This window comes from Enterobacter sp. Ap-867, from assembly GCF_011752855.1.
In the GTDB taxonomy this organism is placed as follows: domain Bacteria; phylum Pseudomonadota; class Gammaproteobacteria; order Enterobacterales; family Enterobacteriaceae; genus Cedecea.
In genome coordinates this window covers 194,997-213,154 of sequence record NZ_VWWS01000005.1, presented here as the reverse complement: position 1 = coordinate 213,154, position 18,158 = coordinate 194,997, and the positions used below count along the sequence as shown (strand labels likewise).

Below are 18,158 nucleotides of genomic sequence, written 5' to 3'. Positions count from 1 at the left end.
TTAAGCAGCATGCCCTCTCATGTTTCAGGAGAGGGCGTGAATCAGTCGCGGAAGTTCTTAAACTGGAACGGCTGCCCCAGATTGCCGCCACGAATCAGCGCCATTACGGCCTGTAAATCATCGCGAGCTTTACCCGTCACGCGGATCTCTTCGCCCTGAATCTGGGTCTGAACCTTCAGTTTGCTGTCTTTAATCAGCTTAATGATTTTCTTCGCAACGCTTGCTTCAATACCCTGTTTCAGCTTAGCTTCCACGCTCCAGGTTTTGCCGCTGTGAACAAACTCTTCAGGCACATCAATAGAGCTGCCTTCTATGCCGCGCTTAAGCAGCTTGGCGCGCAGGATATCCAGCAGCTGGTTTACCTGGAAGTCAGATTCGCTGGCAATTTTGATGGTCTGATTTTTTTCATTCAGTTCAAAGCTTGCCGGCACGTTACGGAAGTCAAAACGGGTCGCCAGCTCGCGCTCGGCGTTCTCTACCGCGTTGTTTACTTCCTGCAGGTCGATTTCAGAAACGATATCAAAAGATGGCATGTGTTTTCTCCCTCTCTGGTTTGCGTTGCATAATACCCGCTGGGCTGCGCAAAACAACCTGTTAAAGAGCCGGGAAGCCGATAACGCTATAATAGAAAGTAAGTTTAGCATTCGCGCAGTGTGCGAATGGGGGAGGCAATAATGAAAATCACCGTGCTGGGTTGCGGTGCGCTGGGTCAGCTCTGGTTGACCGCACTTCACAAGCAAGGGCATGAGCTTCAGGGCTGGCTGCGTGTGCCGCAGCCGTATTGCCACGTCAATCTGCTCGATACCACCGATGGCAGCGTCTTTAACGAGTCCTTCACGGCTAACGATCCCGAATTTCTCGCCACCAGCGACCTCCTGCTGGTGACGCTCAAAGCGTGGCAGGTTTCTGATGCCGTGCGCACTTTGGCAGCCCAACTGCCTTCGAGCTGCCCGATATTGTTGCTGCATAACGGGATGGGGACGCTGGATGAGCTAAACGGATTGCCCCAACCTTTGTTGCTCGGATTAACCACTCAGGCCGCGAAAAGAGACGGAAACGTGATTGTGCACGTCGCTTCCGGCATCACTCACGTTGGCCCGGGGAACGCTAAAGCCAGCGACTTTAGCTACCTTGCTGATACACTCCATGCCGCGCAGCCCGATGTGGCCTGGCATAACAATATCCAGCCGGCGAGCTGGAACAAACTCGCGGTAAACTGCGTGATAAACCCGCTGACCGCGCTGTACAACTGCACTAACGGCGAATTGAAGAATCATCTCGATGAGGTGACCAGCATTTGTGAAGAAGTCGCCCAGGTGATGACGCGCGAGGGCCACCACACCTCACCCGAAAACCTGCTGGATTATGTCGGGCAGGTGATAGAAAGCACGGCAGAAAATACCTCATCGATGCTGCAGGACATCCGCCTGGAGCGCCACACGGAAATTGACTATATCACCGGCTACCTACTGCGCAGAGCGAGAGCTCACGGCGTCCCTGTGCCTGTGAATGCCCGGCTCTATGAGCAGGTTAAACGTAAGGAGAATGAATATGAGCGCACAAGCGCTGGTCTGCCTGGCACCTGGCACTGAAGAGACCGAAGCGGTTACCACTATCGATCTGCTGGTCCGCGCCGGGATCAAGGTGACGACGGCGAGCGTTGCTCCCGATGGCGACCTGAAAATTGTTTGCTCACGCGGCGTGAAATTACTGGCGGATGCACCGCTGGTTGAAGTGGCCGACGGCGATTTTGACATCGTGGTGCTCCCCGGCGGCCTGAAAGGTGCCGAATGCTTCCGCGACAGCCCGCTGCTGGTCGAGACCGTGCGCCAGTTTCATCTGTCAGGCCGCATCGTTGCCGCCATTTGTGCGGCGGCAGGCACTGTTCTGGTCCCGCACGAGCTGTTCCCGATAGGCAACATGACCGGTTTTCCAGGCCTGAAGGACACCATTCCCGAAGGGCAATGGCAGGATAAACGCGTTGTCTGGGACCCACGGGTTAACCTGCTCACCAGCCAGGGGCCGGGAACCGCGATTGATTTTGCACTGAAGATTATCGATTTGCTGGTGAGCCGCGAAAAAGCTCATGAAGTGTCGCAGCAGCTGGTGCTGGCGGCGGGGATTTATAGCTTCAGGGATTATCAGTAAGAACCCCTCACCCTAACCCTCTCCCCAGAGGGGCGAGGGAACCAGGACGGTGCACTCCCTCTTCTTTCGAGAAATCGAGCTAACCAGAACTCTCTCCCTTTTAGGAAGAGAGTTTTAACAAGAATTCTTCCTCTCCCTTTCAGGGAAAGAACACTCACCCTGAATTCTCCCTCTCCCTTTTAGGGAGAGGGCCGGGGTGAGGGTCAGTCCTTTATGGGCGGTAAACCTTAATATTCTTAAAGCCCTGCTCGCTCAGATACAGAGCCTGCAGGCGGCTCATCACGCCACGCTCGCACCACAGCAGGTAAGTTTTGCTCTGGTCGAGATCGCCGAACTTAGTGCTCAGCTTGTAGAACGGCAGCGCCACAACCTCAACGCCTTCCAGCGCGAAAGGTTTCTCGTCCACTTCGTCGTTGGAGCGAATGTCCAGCAATACCTCGTTGGCGCCAAACGCATTAACCGTTTCGACTTCCACGACGTCCTGCTTCGTCTGGGCCGCAATATCGCGAATATCGATATTGGTCGCCTCTGCAACCACGCGGTCCAGAATCGAGAAGTCAAACTTCTGCTCTTCTTCCTCAATCTTCGCCTTCACAGCTTTCACGGTCGGGCTTTTCGAGATCACGCCGCAGTATTCTGGCATGGTGCGAGCGAAATCAGCGGTACCGATTTCACGGGCCAGATCGATAATGTGCTCTTTGTCGTGAGAGATCAGCGGACGCAGGATCAGCGTATCGGAAACGTTGTCGATCAGGCGCAGGTTGGTCAGCGTCTGGCTGGACACCTGGCCTAACGCTTCGCCGGTCACCAGTGCCTGAACGCCATAGCGCTCGGCAACCTGAGAGGCGGCGCGCACAAACATACGTTTCAGCACCACGCCCATCTGCCCGTCTTCCACTTTCTCCAGGATCTCGCCGACCACTGGCTCAAAGTTAATGGCAACAAAACGCACACGGTGAGAGCTGCCGAAGCGGTTCCACAGATAATGTGCCACCTGCTTCACGCCGATTTCATGAGCAGCGCCGCCCAGGTTGAAGAAGCAATAATGCACGCGGCAGCCGCGACGCATCAGCATGTAGCTGGACACACCGGAGTCGAAACCTCCGGAAATCAGCGACAGTACGTCTTCCTGAGTCCCGATTGGGAAACCGCCGATGCCTTCGTAACGGCCTTTAACCAGCAGCAGGCGATCGTTTTCGATCTCAAGATTAACCGTCACGTCCGGATCGTTGAGCTTAACGCGCGCGGATTCGATGTGCTGATTCAGGCCGCCGCCAACGTAGCGCTCAACTTCAATGGAGCTAAATTCGTGTTTGCCACGGCGTTTTACGCGCACGCAGAAGCTCTTACCTTCCAGCTTGTCGCGGTAAAGCTCCAGCGCCTGCTCAAAGATATTGTGCATGTCGGTGTACGGCACATCTTCAACTTCAAGAATGTGGTGGATACCCGGAATGCGGGTCAGCGCTTCACGAATGGCGATACGCTGGTTTTCATCTTTGGCGCGAACTTCAATGTTGTCCCAGTGGCGAACAACCGCCAGGCTCTCATCGTAGTGTTTTAAAACGTTACGAATATTCCCGGTGAGCATCTTAATAAAGCGTATGCGCACAGATTGGCTCTTGATGGTGATTTCCGGGAACAATTTAATGATAAACTTCATGGCGGTAAGGGTTCGTTTAGTCAGCCGGGCTGGCTGCGCAGCACGCGGGCATAGAAATAAGTACTTGCAGCGGCGTCATGCCACCTGCATCCGAGGCGCGCAAGTATATCACCATCCCACAAAGACTGCGCACCTTAACCGACTTGCACGAGCTAGCTTGATAATCACATTGACTCCGCTACCATGTCGGCGTCGAATTAAAACAGAGTCAGACATTCACCATGCCGAAAAAAACCGAATCTCCGGCCAGCTTCGAAACCGCACTGGTCGAACTGGAGCAAATAGTTACTCGTCTGGAAAGCGGCGATCTTGCCCTCGAAGAGGCGTTAAACGAATTTGAGCGCGGCGTGCAGCTGGCTCGCCAGGGACAAGTGAAACTCCAGCAGGCAGAGCAGCGCGTACAGATCTTACTGAGCGACAGCGAAGACGCCCCTCTGACTCCCTTTACCCCGGACGCCGAGTAATATGGATTTTAATCAACAGCTTCAGGCCCACGTTGTACGGGTTAACGACGCTATTGCGCGCTTTCTGGCGCCGCTGCCGTTTCAGAACAGTCCACTGGTTGAAGCGATGCACTATGGCGCACTATTGGGCGGTAAACGCCTGCGCCCGTTCCTGGTGTACGCCACCGGCGAAATGTTTGGCGTCGCCGACGAAGCGCTCGACGCGCCTGCTGCGGCAGTGGAATGCATTCACGCCTACTCCCTGATTCACGATGATTTACCGGCCATGGATAACGACGATTTACGTCGTGGGCAGCCGACCTGCCACATAAAATTTGGCGAAGAGAACGCCATTCTGGCCGGAGACGCCCTGCAAACGCTGGCGTTTTCTATACTGAGTGATGCGCCAATGCCCGGCGTTGATATTGCCGATCGCTTAGCCATGGTTTCGGAATTAGCCACCGCCAGCGGTGTGGCAGGTATGTGTGGCGGCCAGGCGCTGGATTTAGAAGCCGAAGGCAAGCAAGTTGACCTGGCTTCCCTGGAACGCATTCACCGCCATAAAACCGGGGCATTGATTCGCGCCGCCGTTCGCCTGGGCGCGCTGAGCGCCGGTGAAGCAGGCCGAAAAGCTCTGCCAATTCTGGACCGCTATGCTGCAAGCATCGGCCTCGCTTTCCAGGTTCAGGATGACATCCTGGACGTTGTCGGCGATACCGCTACGATAGGCAAACGCCAGGGTGCCGACCAGCAGTTAGGCAAAAGTACCTATCCGGCGCTGCTGGGACTTGAACAGGCGCAGGCAAAAGCGCAGGATCTCTATCAGGAAGCACTGCAGGCTCTGGCCGAACTTGCCGAGCTGTCGCTGGACACGGCGGCACTGGAAGCGTTAGCCAACTACATTATCCACCGTGATAAATAACGTATAACAACGATGAGTTTAGATTTCTGATGAGTTTTGATATCGCCAAATACCCGACCCTCGCTCTGGTGGATGCCAGCCCGGATCTGCGAGTGCTGCCTAAAGAGAGCTTACCTAAGCTTTGCGATGAGCTGCGCCGTTACCTGCTCGACAGCGTAAGCCGCTCCAGCGGGCACTTTGCCTCCGGCCTCGGCACGGTCGAACTGACCGTGGCGCTGCACTACGTCTATAACACGCCGTTCGATCAACTCATCTGGGACGTCGGCCACCAGGCCTACCCGCACAAAATTCTGACTGGGCGCCGCGATAAAATTGGCACCATTCGCCAGAAAGGCGGCCTGCATCCGTTCCCATGGCGCGCGGAAAGCGAGTACGACGTGCTGAGCGTGGGCCACTCTTCCACCTCCATTAGCGCGGGTATCGGGATCGCCGTTGCCGCTGAAAAGGAAGGGAAAGACCGGAAAACCGTTTGCGTGATTGGCGATGGCGCAATTACCGCCGGGATGGCCTTCGAAGCGATGAACCATGCCGGCGATATCCGCCCGGACATGCTGGTGGTGCTTAACGACAATGAAATGTCGATTTCCGAGAACGTCGGCGCGCTGAACAACCATCTGGCGCAGCTGCTTTCCGGCAAGCTTTATTCGACACTGCGCGAAGGTGGCAAGAAAGTCTTCTCCGGCGTGCCGCCGATTAAAGAGCTGCTGAAGCGTACCGAAGAACACATCAAAGGCATGGTGGTGCCTGGCACGCTGTTTGAAGAGCTAGGCTTTAACTACATCGGGCCAATTGATGGCCACGACGTGATTGGTCTGGTCAATACGCTGAAGAACATGCGCAGCCTGAAAGGCCCGCAGTTCCTGCATATCATGACTAAAAAAGGACGCGGCTACGCGCCAGCGGAAAAAGATCCGATCAGTTTCCACGCGGTGCCTAAGTTCGATCCGCAGAGCGGGACGCTGCCGAAAAGCACCGGAGGCCTGCCAAGTTACTCGAAGATTTTCGGCAACTGGCTGTGCGAAACCGCAGCCCACGATGACAAGCTGATGGCAATCACGCCTGCCATGCGTGAAGGCTCCGGCATGGTGGAATTCTCGCGCCAGTATCCTGACCAGTACTTTGATGTGGCGATTGCCGAGCAGCACGCAGTGACCTTCGCGGCGGGCCTGGCGATTGGCGGCTATAAGCCAGTGGTTGCGATCTATTCCACCTTCCTGCAGCGCGCTTACGACCAGGTGATTCACGACGTAGCGATTCAGAAGCTACCGGTGATGTTTGCCATCGATCGCGCAGGCATTGTCGGCGCTGACGGCCAGACGCACCAGGGCGCTTTTGATATCTCCTTCCTGCGCTGCATCCCGGACATGGTTATCATGACGCCAAGCGACGAAAACGAATGCCGCCAGATGCTGCACACGGGTTACCACTACAGCGCAGGCCCAAGCGCCGTGCGTTACCCGCGTGGGACCGGAACAGGCGCAGAGCTGGAACCGCTCGTGGAGCTGCCGATAGGTAAAGGCGTTGTGAAACGCGAAGGCGAAAAAATTGCGCTACTCAACTTCGGCACTTTGCTGCCGGAAGCCGCAGCGGTAGCCGAAGCGCTGAATGCCACGCTGGTCGATATGCGTTTTGTTAAGCCACTGGATGAAGCCCTGATTCTGGAACTTGCCGCCAGCCACGACTCTCTGGTGACGATTGAAGAGAACGCCATTATGGGCGGGGCCGGGAGCGGCGTAAACGAAGTACTGATGGCTCACCGTAAACCGGTTCCGGTGCTTAACCTCGGCCTGCCTGATTTCTTCATTCCTCAGGGCACCCAGGAAGAAGCACGTGCGGCGATTGGCCTTGATGCGGCCGGGATCGAAGCTAATATTCGGAGCTGGGTGGGTTAACTTCATCCGTACACTAAATAATTCAACCCACAGCACAACGGCAAGTGAGCATATCCCGATGAGCTTACTCAGGTAAGCGATTCGGGTATGAGAGCGCCGCCAACACCGCAGTGGTTTGAAGGATGACGTGTACGGCCTGCTATGCTTAATAGATATTCCTACATAGCAGGAGCGATATCATGCAATACAATCCGTTAGGCACCACCGACCTTAGCGTCTCCCGCCTTTGCCTCGGCTGTATGACCTTTGGCGAGCCGGACCGCGGCAGCCATGCCTGGACGCTTCCCGAAGAGAGCAGCCGGGAAATAATCCGCCGCGCGCTGGAAAACGGCATCAATTTTTTCGACACCTCAAATAACTACTCCGACGGCAGCAGCGAAGAGATTTTAGGCCGCGCGCTGCGCGACTTCGCTCGCCGCCAGGACGTTGTGGTTGCCACTAAGGTTTACAACAAAGTTGGCGATCTGCCTCAGGGCCTCTCCCGCCCACAGATCCTGCGTTCGATCGACGAAAGCCTGACACGACTCGGCACCGACTACGTCGATTTGCTACAAATCCACCGCTGGGACTACAGCACGCCTATTGAAGAGACGCTAGAGGCACTTAACGACGTGGTTAAGGCCGGGAAAGCACGTTATATCGGCGCCTCTTCAATGCGCAGCGATCAGTTTGCTCAGGCCCTGGCTTTGCAGTCTCAGGCAGGCTGGGCAAGATTCGTTACCATGCAGGATCACTACAACCTGATTTACCGTGAAGAAGAGCTGGAGATGCTCCCGCTGTGCTACAAAGAAAAAATTGCGGTGATCCCCTGGAGCCCGCTCGCACGCGGCAAACTGACTCGTCCATGGGGAGATACCACAGCAAGATCTGTCTCGGATGAAGTGGGCAAATCGCTGTACCAGACCAATAACGAAAACGACGCGCTTATCGCCGAGCGGCTGGCAAATATCGCCGCAGATAAGGGCGTTTCACGCGCGCAGGTGGCGCTGGCCTGGCTGCTTAGCAAACCGGGTATTGCCGCACCAATTATTGGCCCATCAAGGCAGGAACAGCTGGACGACCTGCTTGGTGCGGTAGATTTAACGTTGAAACCCGAGGAGATTGCCGAGCTGGAGACGCCGTATCAACGGCATCCGGTGGCGGGATATAAATAATCGCCCTCGCAGGTTCACTCTTTCGACTTTGGGTTTTGCTCCCTCTCCCTTTTAGGGAGAGGGTTGGCGTGAGGGTCATGACCAGCTACCAGGAAAAGTGATCGTAACCCTTCATCTCCAGCGTCACCGGCTTCCCTTCACGGGTAAACTGCAGCCCTTCAGAGGCAGAAACAATCTGCCCGATACAGGTATAAGGCACGCCCAGATTGCCGATAGCCACTTCCAGCGCCCCGCGATTTAGCTCCGGCACGGTGAAGCACAGCTCATAGTCTTCGCCGCCGGACATCGCCCATTTCAGCGCCTGCTCTGGCTCAACGTGCTCGCGCAACGCTTCGGAATACGGCAGCAAATCGAGATCGATACGTGCCCCGCAGTCGCTGGCCTTCAGGATATGACCGAGATCGGAAATCAACCCGTCTGAAAGATCGATGGCACTGTTGGCCAGATCGCGCAGCGCCTGCCCGTGTAAAACACGCGGCGTTGGGCGCAGGTGCCGCTTAAGCAGATAATCCGCATGCTGTGTATTCGCAACATGCAGGCGCTTCTGCAGAATTGCCAGACCAGCCGCGCTGTCGCCCGGCGTGCCGGTGACATAGATCCAGTCCCCTGCTTTTGCACCGCTGCGCTTCAGCGCCCGGCCAGCCGGGATCATGCCGTGAATACCCAGCGTCAAAGAGAGCGGGCCACGGGTTGTGTCGCCGCCAATCAGCTGCATATCGTAATAATCCAGCTGTTCAAACAGGCTGTCGCTGAATGCCTCCAGCCACGCTTCATCCACTTCCGGGAGCGTGATCGCCAGCGTCAGCCAGGCCGGATCTGCGCCCATTGCGGCCAGATCGCTTAAATTCACCGCCAGCGCTTTGTAGCCCAAATCACGCGGGTCGATATCCGGCAGGAAGTGATTACCGCTCACCAGCGTATCGGTGCTGATCGCCAGCAGTTGTTTTTCGGGTACCGACAGCAACGCACAGTCGTCGCCAATACCGGCTTCCACATCACGACGAGAACTTGTAACGCGATCGAAGTAACGGGCAATCAGGGAAAACTCACCGCATGCCATGCGTGATACCTCAGGAATGTCAGTTGCAGGAAAAAAGAAGGCCGGGAAAACCCGGCCAGGAGATTACTTCTTGTGGGGACGAATAGCGGGAGCAGCTTTGTCGAGAACGCCGTTAACGAACTTATGGCTGTCTTCGGCACCGAAGGTTTTTGCCAGCTCAATCGCTTCGTTGATGGCCACTTTGTACGGCACATCATCACGTTTGGACAGTTCAAACAGCGCAATGCGCAGTACCGCTTTTTCCACCTGGCCCAGCTCTTCAAGCAGACGGGACAGGTAAGGCTTCATCAGCCCATCCAGATACGCGCTGTTGGTAGCCACGCCGCTCAGCAGCTCGCGGAAATAGACAACGTCAACGTCTTTGACGTCCTGTTCCGCCAGGAACTGGTATTCAACATCAGCGATGTCGTTTTTAGACAACTGCCAGGAGTAGAGCGCCTGGACGGCACACTCACGGGCGCGGCGACGAGCAGCAGGTTTCACGGATTTCCCCTTACAAAAATCAGGCCTTGATGGCTTTCAATACATTAATCATTTCAAGCGCGGTCAGTGCAGCTTCTGCACCTTTGTTACCGGCTTTGGTGCCAGCACGTTCGATGGCTTGTTCAATGCTTTCAGTGGTCAGCACGCCGAAGGCAACGGGAATACCGCTGTCCTGGCCTACGCTTAACAGACCGTTGCTGGCACCGCCGGCAACGTATTCGAAGTGTGCAGTGCCTCCGCGAATCACGGTACCCAGCGCGATAACAGCATCGTATTTACCGGTTTTAGCCAGTGCATCAGCGGCCAGCGGCAGCTCGTAAGCGCCCGGCACCCAAACTACGGTGATGTTTTTGTCTTTCACCTGACCAATGCGTTTCAGGGCGTCGATAGCACCTTCCAGCAGGCTGTCATTGATGAAGTTGTTAAAACGCGCGATGGTGATGGCGACGCGAGCGTCAGGAGTAGCAACAGCAGCTTCAATAATGTTCATAATCTTCCTTTACGGGTTCTGTTTAGCCCCGCAGGGGGGCGGATTTTATCATAATCTTTTCGTGACTGCTTACGTTTTACTGGCGTCCGTAAATGGGCGTCAAATGCAGGCACAAATCGGGGCCAACCTGGCGGACTTCGCTAAAGCTGAACGCCGGCGCATCAGCAAGTTTTTCAAGGCCAGGAAGCTCGCACAAACCTCGGGCATCATTGCCTAATAATTTAGGTGCGACATAGATAATCAGCTCATCCACCAGGCCTGCCTGCAACAGCGCCCCGGCAAGCGTTGCCCCGGCCTCAACCCAGACAGAATTCACCTGGCGTTTGCCAAGCTGCATCATTAACACGACCAAATCAAGATGCCCATTATGTTCAGGCACCAGCAGTTGCTCGACGTCCTCCGGCCAGGATTGTTCATCCGCCTGGCTGCGGGCAAGCCAGGTTTGCCCCGGATTGGCAATAATTTGGTGCTGTGGCGTTACCCGGTTTTGACGATCCAGCACAATGCGAATCGGCTGACGTAAATCCTGTTGGGAATAAATAGCCTGGCTGGCGCTATCCAGCTCATCCCAGCGAACCGTTAATGACGGGTTATCTGCCAATACGGTCGCGTCGCTGGAAAGAATCGCGGCACTTTGCGCGCGCTGGCGCTGCACATCGCGACGCGCCTGGGGAGAGGTAATCCATTTGCTCTCTCCGCTTGCCATCGCGGTACGGCCGTCCAGCGAAGCACCAAGCTTAAGCTGGATAAATGGAAAACCCGTGCGCATACGCTTGAGGAACCCGCGGTTCAGCGCTTCAGCTTCGTTCATCATCAGGCCGTGGCTGACTTCAATGCCCGCCTGCTGCAAGCGGTAGAGGCCCCGGCCGGCAACCTGCGGGTTAGGATCCTGCATGGCGGCCACCACGCGAGAAACGCCTGCGGCAATCAAGGCATCACAGCACGGTGGCGTGCGGCCATGGTGGCTGCAGGGTTCGAGCGTGACATAGGCCGTTGCGCCCCGGGCCTGTTCGCCTGCCATGCGCAAAGCGTGAACTTCCGCATGAGGTTCCCCGGCGCGAAAGTGGAACCCTTCCCCCACAATATTGCCGTCTTTAACTATCACGCAGCCGACATTCGGGTTCGGTGCAGTGGTAAAACGCCCGCGCTTAGCCAGCTCAAGCGCTCGAGCCATAAACTGTTCATCAAGGGACATCGGCATTAATCCTGTAAACGGGCGATTTCTTCACCAAATTCTTTGATATCTTCAAAGCTACGGTAGACCGAAGCAAAGCGAATATAGGCGACTTTATCCAGCTTTTTGAGCTGCTCCATCACCAGGTTACCGATGAGTTTACTCGGGATTTCGCGTTCGCCGGTTGCTCGAAGGTGCGACTTAATATGGCTGATGGCCATTTCCACGTCGTCAGAATTGACCGGACGTTTTTCCAGCGCTTTCAGGATGCCGCTGCGCAGTTTGTCTTCGTTAAACGGCTCGCGCACCTCATTACTCTTCACCACTCTCGGCATCACCAGCTCCGCAACCTCGAAAGTCGTGAAGCGTTCGTGACAGACCAGACACTGGCGCCGACGGCGTACGGAGGAACCTTCACCCACCAGGCGAGAGTCAATAACTTTGGTGTCCACGGCGAAACAGAATGGGCAATGCATAGCGTTTCCTGCTGGGATTATAAAGATGAACAATAGTTTACCGCGAAGTTGCGGGAGTACAAAGACAGCGCCGACACTGCAACATCAAATATGACTTTTCAAGCGCGAAGAACTACGCTTAAATCAGCGAACCTTAGCAAGGAAAAACTAACCATGACAAAGACTTACTTAAGAATTACCCTGGTTTCAAGCCTGATAAGCCTGACCGCTTGTGCCCAGCAAACTGAAGTGCGTCAGATGCGCAGTCAAATTGGTTCGTTAAATCAGGAAATGACTAAACTTAGCCAGCAAACGGTGAAGCTGACCCAGCAGAATGCCCTGAACGCGAAGTCGACCAGCGGCGTTTATCTGCTACCGGGTTCAAACACGGCAGCGCGCCTCAACAGCCAGATAGGTAACCTGAAAATGTCGCTGACAAACGTTGCGGCTGAAGCCAACGGCACCCGCGCCACGCTGCTGATTCAGGGAGAATCCAACGATCCGCTGCCGGCATTTAGCGGCAAAGTAGAATGGGGGCAGATCCAGGGCACCACCGACAGTTTCCAGGAAGTTAACGTGCAAACGCAGTCCATAGACGCCCCGGCCAGCATTCTCGCCCCAAGCGACGTGTCGATTCCGCTTCGCCTGTCCGGCATCACGCCCGACCAATTAGGGTTTGTGCGCGTTCATGATATCCAGCCAGTTTCTTCCGCGCAGCCAGCACCCGCGCAATAATTCTTTCGCCCCCTTGTCCGGCGCTCGCTTCAACCACAGCTTCGCTTCTTACCCTCCCCCTGGCCCTCTCCCTAAAAGGGAGAGGGAATAAATCATCGGCAGTTTTCCCCCTCTCCCTCCGGGAGAGGGCCGGGGTGAGGGCTGAAGTCACCCCACTCATCCGCAAAAATGTGAAAGCAAAAGATGACTAAGAGACATTTTCCGGCGAGGCGCGCCTGTCACACTCTTTCACACCCCCCGCACAATATGTGAAGCAAACCCCCTGTTATCATCTCGTCTTTATAGTGATCCATATCACACTTACATGTAACAACTGGGCATACGTTTGCGTAATTTGTCGAAGCAGGTACAATCACGCCGTTTTTAATGTGCGCAAACGTGAACGCAATCGATTACGCATATGAGAAGAATGTGAAATAGAACATATTTTTGTGAGCAGGGATTTCTATAATAGTCGCGCTGCAAAGGTCCTTCCCTGAGACCGGCGGCCAGGGATGACATCTCACATCCGCATCGCACCAAAATTACGTAAACAGTGGCTAAAAATATGAAAAAAATTATTCTGGCAGCCGGCACCGTTCTGGCGCTTTCCAGCTCTTTCTCTGCCAGCGCAGAAGAAGCAAAAAACAGCGAATACCTCTCCGACTGGTGGCACCAGAGCGTTAACGTTGTCGGCAGCTATCACACCCGGTTCGGGCCGCAGCTGCGCAACGATACCTACCTGGAATATGAAGCGTTCGCCAAAAAAGACTGGTTCGATTTCTACGGCTATATGGATGCGCCAGTCTTCTTCGGCGGCAACACCCAGGCGAAAGGGATCTGGAACCACGGCTCCCCACTGTTTATGGAAATCGAACCTCGCTTCTCCATCGACAAGCTGACCGGGACCGATCTGAGCTTTGGTCCGTTCAAAGAGTGGTACTTCGCGAACAACTATATCTACGATATGGGCCGTAACGCGACGGGTCGCCAAAGCACCTGGTACATGGGTCTGGGTACCGACATCGATACCGGCCTGCCAATGAGCCTGTCGATGAACGTGTATGCCAAATACCAGTGGCAGAACTACAAAGCGAGCAACGAAAACGAGTGGGATGGCTACCGCTTCAAGGTGAAATACTTCGTGCCGATTACTTCCCTGTGGGGCGGTAAGCTGAGCTATATCGGTTTCACCAACGTTGACTGGGACTCTGACCTGGGCAACGAGCAGTACCGTACCAATAACTCCGTTGCGTCCAGCCACATCCTGTCGCTGAACTACGATCACCTGCACTACTCCTTCGTGGCCCGTTACTTCCATAACGGCGGCCAGTGGAAAGATGGCGAGCAGCCGTTCTTCATGAACGAACGCGTGAAGTCGACCGGCTTCGGCTACTACGTGGTTGTCGGTTACAACTTCTAATCGCCACCACTTGTAAAAAACCGGCCGCTGGCCGGTTTTTTTATTTCTCAGGCAGGTAACCTTTGGCCTTCTGAAGGGCAATAAAAGCCTGCAGAGAACGATCGTGTCGCTCCTGAAACACATTTCCTGTTAAATGAATATCCCGGCAGCGATCCAGCCTGAAGCTACGATAATCATTCCGAGCCTCGCACCAGGCCACCAGCAGCCAGACCTCTCCCCAAAATGACAGCCCCAGAGGGTGAATATCCCGCTCCGTCAATTCCCCTTTTTCATCCTCATACAGCAAATGAACAACCTGGCATTTGTCGATGGCGGAATGAAACAGATCGAACCGGGCTTTCACCTGCGGAAACTTGTTAAAATTTGGCGAGATAATACGGCTGCGTTCGGCAACCCGACGCTTTTCCGGGGTGAGCACTGCGAGGAGCTTCTCATGCACGGACTCGGCAGATTTCGCCAGCGTTTCTCCGCTCCAGGTTTGCACCATTCTTAACGCCGCAATCACCGCCTCCACCTCTCCGGTCGTCAGCATCAGCGGTGGAAGATCGTACCCGGCCAGCAGGCGATAGCCGCAGCCCGCCTCCCCTTCTATCGGCACGCCGGAGAGAGAAAGATCCTGAATGTCGCGGTAGACAGTCCGCTCTGAGACTTCCAGCCGTTCGGCAAGTTGTGCAGCCGTCGTCAGGCGCCTGCCGCGCAGGATTTGCACTATCTGAAATAATCGATCGGCTCTTCGGCTCATGGATGTTCCGGAAAAAATAAGGCCTGCCCGAGCGGCAGGCTTTAGCGTCAGTATTGAGGCTTAAACAGGCTGATGCAACCCAACGCGATTGCCTTCGCTGTCGATCATTAACGCAATCGTGCCGATATCATAGGGCAGCACCTGAGGACCAAAGTCCAGCCGGCCTCCCGCCATCTCTACCTGCTGTAATGCTTTAACAATATCGGGCGTATAAAGATAAATCACCGCGCCTGTCGCAGAAGGCACAAACCGCTCCCCTTTCACTAAAGAACCACCGGTGGCCGGTTGGTTATACGAAAATACAGCATTCTCCACGCCGGCTATCGTTTCGCGACGAAATTCAGCGTTCAATACTCGTTGGTAAAAAGCGACCGCTCGCGCCATATCGGTAACGGGGATCTCAAACCAGTTGATGAGTGTGCTCATTGTTTTTCTCCTGTGTTGTCAGTAACCACGAGTCTACTGGCCCCCTCCTGACACCATACTGTCAGGAGAAAAACACCGGACGAAAAAAAACCGCAGCTCGAAGGCTGCGGTTTTATCAAACGCTTAACGCTATTACGGCAGAATGGACGGCTGATCCGCCCCTTCTTTCTCTACCTTTTGCTGCAGCATGTGCTCGCGCTTCATGCCCAGTTTCAACGCCAGCGCAGAGGCGACGTAGATAGAAGACACGGTACCGATGGTGACACCGATAAGCATCGTCAGGGAGAAGCCTTTCAGCAGCGCCCCACCGAACAGATACAGCATCAGGATAACCACTAAGGTGGTACCGGATGTGATCAAGGTCCTTTGCAGCGTCTGGGTCAGGGAGACGTTAAAGATCTCGTAAGGCGTCCCGCGGCGGATCTTGCGGAAGTTTTCACGAATACGGTCCGAAACCACGATGCTGTCGTTCAGCGAGTAGCCGATAACCGACATCAACGACGCGACGATGGTCAGGTCAATCTCAATGTGGAACAGCGACAGCACGCCCATGGTAATTACCACGTCGTGCGCCAGCTTGATAACCACACCGGCAGCCAGACGCCACTCGAAGCGGAACCCAACGTACACCAGAATCGACAACAGCGCGACGAGCAGCGCCATCGCACCGTTTTGAGCCAGATCCGCACCCACGCTTGGGCCGACAAACTCAATACGCTTCACTGCCGCATTCTGACTGGTCGCTTCGTTAATCACGCTCACAACCTTGCTGCCGAGCACCTGGCCGCCGGTTTCGCCTTTAGCAGGCGGCATGCGCACCATGATGTCACGGCTGCTGCCAAAGTTCTGCACCAGCGGCTCTTCAAAGCCCTCCTTCTGCAGCGCGGCGCGCATGGTGTCCAGCTCGGCTGGTTTTTCCAGCCCGATTTCGATAACCGTACCGCCGGTAAAGTCCAGGCCCCAGTTGAAGCCTTTCACGCCGATAATCGCGACGGAAAGGATCAGCAGGATACCGGAGATGCCGAAGGCCCAGTTGTCCCAGCGCATAAAGTCATAGACTTTACGGCCGTGGTTCAATTGTTCAACAGTATATTCCTGTGCCACAACGCACTCCTTAGATAGACAGCTTGTTGATGCGTTTGCCGCCGTACAACAGGTTCACGATGGCACGGGTGCCGACGATTGCGGTAAACATCGAGGTCGCAACGCCAATACCGGTGGTAATAGCAAACCCTTTGATCGCCCCGGTGCCCACGGCATACAGGATGATAACTTTGATAAGCGTGGTGATGTTGGCATCGAAAATGGAGCTGAACGCGCCTTTGTAGCCTTCATCAATTGCCTGCTGTACCGAACGTCCGTTTCGCAGTTCTTCTTTGATACGTTCGTTAATCAGTACGTTGGCATCCACCGCTACCGCAAGGGTTAAGACGACACCCGCAATACCCGGCATGGTCAGCGTCGCCCCCGGCAGCAGGGACATGATCCCCACAATCAGCACCAGGTTAGCCAGCAGCGCAGAGGTCGCAATCAGGCCAAACTTCTTATAGAAGAAGACCATGAAGATGATGGAGACCACCAGACCCGCCAGGCACGCTTCCAGGCCCTGCTTGATGTTTTCCAGGCCCAGGGTTGGACCGATGGTACGTTCTTCAACAATCTGAATCGGCGCAATCAGCGCACCAGCACGCAGCAGCAGAGAAAGCTGGCGAGCTTCATTCGGGTTGCTGATCCCGGTGATGCGGAAGCTGTTACCCAGGCGAGACTGAATGTTCGCCACGTTGATAACTTCTTCTTCTTTCATCAGGACGGAACGGCCATTCGCGTCTTTCTTACCGCTGTCCTTGTACTCCACAAAGAGGGTTGCCATCGGCTTGCCGATGTTGTCTTTAGTGAAGTTAGACATGATGTTACCGCCAGCGCTGTCCAGGGAAATGTTTACCTGAGGCTGGTTGTATTCATCCATGCTGGACGTGGAGTCAGTGATGTGGTCCCCGGTCAGAATCACGCGCTTGTACAGCACAACCGGCTGACCTTCGCGAGTCTGCTTCACTTCGGAGTCACCCGGCACGCGGCCAGAGGCTGCCGCAGAGGCATCCACGTTGGTGTTCACCAGACGGAATTCCAGCGTAGCGGTTGCCCCCAGGATTTCTTTCGCACGCGCGGTGTCCTGAATACCCGGCAGCTCAACTACGATACGGTCAGCACCCTGACGCTGCACCAGTGGTTCGGCGACGCCAAGCTGGTTGACACGGTTACGCAGGATATTGATGTTCTGCTGGACCGCGTACTCACGCGCTTCGCTCAGGCGAGCATCGCTCATCACGGCACGCAGCGTATTGCTCCCCTGGTTGGAGAACACCAGATCGCGATGGCGGGAGGAGAGGTAATCTCTTGCTGAGTCGCGCGCGCTTGAATCACGGAAGACGATGTCTACGCCGTAATTGTCGGCTTTACGCACGTTGGTGTAAGCAATGCCCTTGTCACGCAGGTCGCTGCGCAGGCCATCGATATTTTGTTCCTGGAGCTTGCCCAGCGCTGTGTCCATATCGACTTCCATCAGGAAGTGGACGCCGCCGCGCAGGTCAAGGCCGAGCTTCATCGGGTTCGCACCGATAGTCGACATCCAGCGAGGGGTAGCAGGAGCAAGGTTAAGCGCCACGACATAGTTGTCGCCCATCACGCTCATCAACGCTTCACGCGCGCGGAGCTGGGTATCGGTAGAGTCGAAGCGAGCGAGAATAGCGCCCTCTTCCAGCGCCACAGACTTAGCGGTGATATTTTCTTGTTTTAAGGTGTTTTCGACCTGGATCAGCGTTTGTTCACTGGCGGCGGCACCGCGCACGCCAGTTAACTGAACTGCCGGATCCTCACCATACAGGTTGGGAAGCGCATACAGCAGGCCAATCGCCAGTACGGCGATCAGCATGATGTACTTCCACAAAGGATAACGGTTTAACACGTGTAGTTCC

Annotated in this window: 19 protein-coding genes; 8 read left to right on the top strand and 11 right to left on the bottom strand. The window is 55.3% G+C overall.

What is annotated here, in order from left to right; genetic code table 11:
* Positions 1 to 41 precede the first annotated feature (41 nt).
* Positions 42 to 533 (bottom strand): YajQ family cyclic di-GMP-binding protein, encoded by a 492-nt coding sequence (locus F3J26_RS13850; RefSeq protein WP_166994414.1) that lies wholly within the window; start codon positions 531 to 533, stop codon positions 42 to 44.
* 141 nt (positions 534 to 674) lie between these two features.
* Here F3J26_RS13850 and panE point away from each other — a divergent pair, with 141 nt between their 5' ends.
* Both panE and yajL read left to right on the top strand, forming a co-directional pair.
* On the top strand, positions 675 to 1,592 hold the full coding sequence (gene panE / locus F3J26_RS13845) for a 2-dehydropantoate 2-reductase (RefSeq protein WP_166994412.1): 918 nt from the start codon (positions 675 to 677) through the stop codon (positions 1,590 to 1,592).
* Positions 1,552 to 2,148, top strand: coding sequence for a protein deglycase YajL (gene yajL / locus F3J26_RS13840; RefSeq protein ID WP_008454578.1), 597 nt, complete (start codon positions 1,552 to 1,554; stop codon positions 2,146 to 2,148). Before panE ends, yajL begins: the two co-directional genes overlap by 41 nt.
* A 211-nt stretch (positions 2,149 to 2,359) precedes the next feature.
* On the opposite strand, the gene thiI is transcribed toward yajL, so the two are convergent.
* Positions 2,360 to 3,808, bottom strand: coding sequence for a tRNA uracil 4-sulfurtransferase ThiI (thiI, locus tag F3J26_RS13835; RefSeq protein WP_166994410.1), 1,449 nt, complete (start codon positions 3,806 to 3,808; stop codon positions 2,360 to 2,362).
* A 221-nt stretch (positions 3,809 to 4,029) separates the two neighbouring features.
* Here thiI and xseB point away from each other — a divergent pair, with 221 nt between their 5' ends.
* The 4 genes from xseB to F3J26_RS13815 all read left to right on the top strand — a co-directional run bounded on the left by xseB (position 4,030) and on the right by F3J26_RS13815 (position 8,219).
* Positions 4,030 to 4,272 carry an exodeoxyribonuclease VII small subunit gene (gene xseB / locus F3J26_RS13830; protein ID WP_039290760.1) on the top strand — a complete coding sequence of 81 codons (243 nt, stop codon included), beginning with the start codon at positions 4,030 to 4,032 and terminating at the stop codon, positions 4,270 to 4,272.
* 1 nt (position 4,273) lies between these two features.
* Entirely contained in the window at positions 4,274 to 5,173 is a 900-nt protein-coding gene (gene ispA, locus F3J26_RS13825; protein WP_166994408.1) for a (2E,6E)-farnesyl diphosphate synthase, read from the top strand.
* Between the two features lie 29 nt (positions 5,174 to 5,202).
* Positions 5,203 to 7,065 (top strand): 1-deoxy-D-xylulose-5-phosphate synthase, encoded by a 1,863-nt coding sequence (dxs, locus tag F3J26_RS13820; RefSeq protein ID WP_166994406.1) that lies wholly within the window; start codon positions 5,203 to 5,205, stop codon positions 7,063 to 7,065.
* Positions 7,066 to 7,244: 179 nt separating this feature from the next.
* On the top strand, positions 7,245 to 8,219 hold the full coding sequence (locus F3J26_RS13815; RefSeq protein WP_166994404.1) for an aldo/keto reductase: 975 nt from the start codon (positions 7,245 to 7,247) through the stop codon (positions 8,217 to 8,219).
* A gap of 85 nt (positions 8,220 to 8,304) precedes the next feature.
* Here the strand turns inward: F3J26_RS13815 and thiL are convergent, their stop codons facing one another.
* From thiL to nrdR, 5 genes are all read right to left on the bottom strand, one after another.
* Complete coding sequence (gene thiL / locus F3J26_RS13810; protein WP_166994402.1) at positions 8,305 to 9,279, bottom strand: thiamine-phosphate kinase; 975 nt, start codon at positions 9,277 to 9,279, stop codon at positions 8,305 to 8,307.
* Positions 9,280 to 9,342: 63 nt separating this feature from the next.
* Positions 9,343 to 9,762, bottom strand: coding sequence for a transcription antitermination factor NusB (gene nusB, locus F3J26_RS13805; RefSeq protein ID WP_008454563.1), 420 nt, complete (start codon positions 9,760 to 9,762; stop codon positions 9,343 to 9,345).
* Between the two features lie 19 nt (positions 9,763 to 9,781).
* Positions 9,782 to 10,252: a 6,7-dimethyl-8-ribityllumazine synthase gene (ribH, locus tag F3J26_RS13800; RefSeq protein ID WP_008454557.1), complete on the bottom strand. Its 471-nt coding sequence runs from the start codon at positions 10,250 to 10,252 to the stop codon at positions 9,782 to 9,784.
* A gap of 76 nt (positions 10,253 to 10,328) precedes the next feature.
* Positions 10,329 to 11,447: a bifunctional diaminohydroxyphosphoribosylaminopyrimidine deaminase/5-amino-6-(5-phosphoribosylamino)uracil reductase RibD gene (ribD, locus tag F3J26_RS13795; RefSeq protein ID WP_166994400.1), complete on the bottom strand. Its 1,119-nt coding sequence runs from the start codon at positions 11,445 to 11,447 to the stop codon at positions 10,329 to 10,331.
* A 5-nt stretch (positions 11,448 to 11,452) separates the two neighbouring features.
* The gene (gene nrdR, locus F3J26_RS13790; protein ID WP_008454553.1) at positions 11,453 to 11,902 is read right to left on the bottom strand and encodes a transcriptional regulator NrdR; all 450 of its coding nucleotides are present in this window, start codon (positions 11,900 to 11,902) and stop codon (positions 11,453 to 11,455) included.
* 153 nt (positions 11,903 to 12,055) lie between these two features.
* On the opposite strand from nrdR, the gene F3J26_RS13785 reads away from it, so the two are divergent.
* Both F3J26_RS13785 and F3J26_RS13780 read left to right on the top strand, forming a co-directional pair.
* The gene (locus F3J26_RS13785) at positions 12,056 to 12,616 is read left to right on the top strand and encodes a SadB/YajI family lipoprotein (protein WP_166994398.1); all 561 of its coding nucleotides are present in this window, start codon (positions 12,056 to 12,058) and stop codon (positions 12,614 to 12,616) included.
* Positions 12,617 to 13,163: 547 nt separating this feature from the next.
* Positions 13,164 to 14,018, top strand: coding sequence for a nucleoside-specific channel-forming protein Tsx (locus tag F3J26_RS13780; RefSeq protein WP_166994396.1), 855 nt, complete (start codon positions 13,164 to 13,166; stop codon positions 14,016 to 14,018).
* Positions 14,019 to 14,058: 40 nt separating this feature from the next.
* Here the strand turns inward: F3J26_RS13780 and F3J26_RS13775 are convergent, their stop codons facing one another.
* The 4 genes from F3J26_RS13775 to secD form a co-directional block, all read right to left on the bottom strand.
* A complete protein-coding gene (locus F3J26_RS13775) occupies positions 14,059 to 14,760 on the bottom strand; it encodes a helix-turn-helix transcriptional regulator (protein ID WP_034807592.1) in 702 nt (233 codons plus the stop codon).
* 60 nt (positions 14,761 to 14,820) lie between these two features.
* Complete coding sequence (locus tag F3J26_RS13770; RefSeq protein ID WP_166994395.1) at positions 14,821 to 15,186, bottom strand: VOC family protein; 366 nt, start codon at positions 15,184 to 15,186, stop codon at positions 14,821 to 14,823.
* 132 nt (positions 15,187 to 15,318) lie between these two features.
* On the bottom strand, positions 15,319 to 16,290 hold the full coding sequence (gene secF / locus F3J26_RS13765) for a protein translocase subunit SecF (protein WP_166994393.1): 972 nt from the start codon (positions 16,288 to 16,290) through the stop codon (positions 15,319 to 15,321).
* Positions 16,291 to 16,300: 10 nt separating this feature from the next.
* Positions 16,301 to 18,148, bottom strand: coding sequence for a protein translocase subunit SecD (gene secD, locus F3J26_RS13760; protein ID WP_071842707.1), 1,848 nt, complete (start codon positions 18,146 to 18,148; stop codon positions 16,301 to 16,303).
* Positions 18,149 to 18,158 lie beyond the last annotated feature (10 nt).

Bases quoted from the DNA above. Each gene is read 5' to 3' on its own strand.
- F3J26_RS13850 (WP_166994414.1), bottom strand. From the start codon at position 533: ATGCCATCTTTTGATATCGTTTCTGAAATCGACCTGCAGGAAGTAAAC.
- panE (WP_166994412.1), top strand. From the start codon at position 675: ATGAAAATCACCGTGCTGGGTTGCGGTGCGCTGGGTCAGCTCTGGTTG.
- yajL (WP_008454578.1), top strand. From the start codon at position 1,552: ATGAGCGCACAAGCGCTGGTCTGCCTGGCACCTGGCACTGAAGAGACC.
- thiI (WP_166994410.1), bottom strand. From the start codon at position 3,808: ATGAAGTTTATCATTAAATTGTTCCCGGAAATCACCATCAAGAGCCAA.
- xseB (WP_039290760.1), top strand. From the start codon at position 4,030: ATGCCGAAAAAAACCGAATCTCCGGCCAGCTTCGAAACCGCACTGGTC.
- ispA (WP_166994408.1), top strand. From the start codon at position 4,274: ATGGATTTTAATCAACAGCTTCAGGCCCACGTTGTACGGGTTAACGAC.
- dxs (WP_166994406.1), top strand. From the start codon at position 5,203: ATGAGTTTTGATATCGCCAAATACCCGACCCTCGCTCTGGTGGATGCC.
- F3J26_RS13815 (WP_166994404.1), top strand. From the start codon at position 7,245: ATGCAATACAATCCGTTAGGCACCACCGACCTTAGCGTCTCCCGCCTT.
- thiL (WP_166994402.1), bottom strand. From the start codon at position 9,279: ATGGCATGCGGTGAGTTTTCCCTGATTGCCCGTTACTTCGATCGCGTT.
- ribH (WP_008454557.1), bottom strand. From the start codon at position 10,252: ATGAACATTATTGAAGCTGCTGTTGCTACTCCTGACGCTCGCGTCGCC.
- ribD (WP_166994400.1), bottom strand. From the start codon at position 11,447: ATGTCCCTTGATGAACAGTTTATGGCTCGAGCGCTTGAGCTGGCTAAG.
- nrdR (WP_008454553.1), bottom strand. From the start codon at position 11,902: ATGCATTGCCCATTCTGTTTCGCCGTGGACACCAAAGTTATTGACTCT.
- F3J26_RS13785 (WP_166994398.1), top strand. From the start codon at position 12,056: ATGACAAAGACTTACTTAAGAATTACCCTGGTTTCAAGCCTGATAAGC.
- F3J26_RS13780 (WP_166994396.1), top strand. From the start codon at position 13,164: ATGAAAAAAATTATTCTGGCAGCCGGCACCGTTCTGGCGCTTTCCAGC.
- F3J26_RS13775 (WP_034807592.1), bottom strand. From the start codon at position 14,760: ATGAGCCGAAGAGCCGATCGATTATTTCAGATAGTGCAAATCCTGCGC.
- F3J26_RS13770 (WP_166994395.1), bottom strand. From the start codon at position 15,186: ATGAGCACACTCATCAACTGGTTTGAGATCCCCGTTACCGATATGGCG.